This window comes from Phenylobacterium sp., from assembly GCF_030697925.1.
In the GTDB taxonomy this organism is placed as follows: domain Bacteria; phylum Pseudomonadota; class Alphaproteobacteria; order Caulobacterales; family Caulobacteraceae; genus Phenylobacterium.
Genome location: NZ_JAUYOJ010000098.1, coordinates 1 through 1,163 on the forward strand (window position 1 = coordinate 1; position 1,163 = coordinate 1,163).

At 66.5% G+C, this 1,163-nt stretch carries 1 protein-coding gene and 1 pseudogene; both read left to right on the top strand.

Annotated features, from left to right (window positions below; genetic code table 11):
• A partial coding sequence (locus Q8Q88_RS09385; protein WP_305674932.1) for a helix-turn-helix domain-containing protein occupies positions 1-341 on the top strand: 341 nt, incomplete at its 5' end.
• 555 nt (positions 342-896) lie between these two features.
• Positions 897-1,163: pseudogene (locus Q8Q88_RS09390) on the top strand (hypothetical protein); the annotation flags it as partial.

A 1,163-nucleotide genomic window follows, 5' to 3' on the forward strand; every position in this document is an offset into this window, starting at 1 on the left:
ACCAGACAAACCCGATGCGCTACGAGTATCGCCTTACCCAAAAGGGCCTGGATCTCCATCCGGTGGTCATGGCGATCGTGCACTGGGGCGACGTGCATATGGTCGACAAGAAGGGACGCCCCCTGATCCATCGTCACACCGGGTGTGGCCATGCCTTCGACCCGGTCACGGTTTGCTCCGAATGCGGAGAGGCTCTGGACCCGCGGCACGTACACGTGGAGCCTGGTCCCGGCGCGCGCGGCTCCAACCACTTGCCGATTGAGCCCTACACGTCGCAGACCAGGTTGAAGCCGAAGGCGGCGGGCGGACTGGCCAGCCGTAAGGCCAAGGCGACCGTCTAACGCGTTCGCAGGATAAGGCGTCGCCGACGCCTCGCTCCGGATCGGTGGGTGAACGCAGCGGTCCAGCTCAATGAGCCGGGTCGGGCCGCCTGGCGCGGTCGACAGCCTTGATGACGCGCCATCGACGGCCGGACGGGTCATCTTCTAACCGACCGGTGGGGCGCCCCATCCTGGCGGTCCCCGTTGATATCGACCCATCCGGGTTTCAAGCGGTCGGGCGCGCACTTGAGCCGACCCTTCATCAGGCCTCAGCGTAGCGAGCGGTAAAACGGCGCTGCCCTCCACTCCCCCACGCCCGCACATGAGCCGCAGCTCTCAACTCGGAGTTCCGCCGAGCGCTGCTTACCAAGCGGACGGCGTCGTGCTTCACACTGGGCTGAGCTCGGTGCAGGCGTTCGTTCAAGAGTCCCGCTCTTGACTAGTGTGAAAAAAGAACGCACCTAGACCGCCGGTTCCGTCAGGGCGCCCGCGCCTTCCGACGAGAAGCGGCCGGACGAAAAGTCCAAGGCCGACAGACGGCGTCCGGCCGAAACCGTGGGCACTAAGGAGGACCGCATGGGCGAGACGCTCGATACCGAATCGCCGGTCGAAGCCGCTTTCGCCCCGCAGGCCGTGGACATAAGCTATCGCGCAGACGGCTCGATGGTGCTGCGGTCGCCGATCCCGCTCGGGGAGTATCACAGGCACTGCTGCGAATTCTTCCTGCCGTGGGTCGCCGAGGCCCCCGAGCGCACCTTCCTCGGCCAGCGCGGCCCTGACGACGCCTGGCGGCGGGTCAACTACCGGGATGCTTGGGCCAGGATCCGCGCGATCGCCCAGGCG